The 514-nt window shown below is 70.2% G+C and carries 1 protein-coding gene; it reads right to left on the bottom strand.

Annotated features, from left to right (window positions below; all coding sequences use genetic code 11):
• Positions 1–514 (bottom strand): DUF7507 domain-containing protein (locus tag ACLQ2R_RS39535; protein ID WP_425966545.1); only part of this gene is annotated, 514 nt, incomplete at both ends.

Raw genomic sequence — 514 nt, forward strand, 5'->3', positions numbered from 1 at the left:
CCGGTGCCGGTGAAGACGGTGGTGGTCACGGCCACGCCGGTCAGGGTGGTGTTGCCGGTGTTGGCGACGAGGTAGGAGTAGGTGATGGTCTGCCCGGCCGCGACCACCGCGTTCGGTGAGGCCGTCTTCTGCAGTGCCAGGGCGGGGGCGGCGGTCAGGGTGACTGTGGCGGTGGAGGGTGCGGAGGTGACGGCGGGTCCGGTGGGGGGTGTTCCGGAGGCGGTCGCGGAGTTGGTGATGGTTCCGGCGTCGATGTCGGTCTGGGTGATGATGTGCGTTCCGTTGCAGGTCACGGACTCCTGCGGGGCCAGTGTGGTCAGGGGGCAGGTGATGGTGGCGGGTGGGCCGGAGGCGGTGGTGACGTCGGTGATGCTGACTCCGGTCAGGGTGGTGTTGCCGATGTTGACGACCGCGTAGGAGTAGGTGACCGTCTGGCCCGCCTGGGTGGCGGCGATCGGGAAGGCGGTCTTCAGCACGGCCAGCGCGGGAGCGGCGACGGCGGTGACCGTCGCGG

Origin of the sequence: Streptosporangium sp. DT93 (assembly GCF_049844535.1) — a bacterium.
GTDB lineage: Bacteria > Actinomycetota > Actinomycetes > Streptosporangiales > Streptosporangiaceae > Streptosporangium.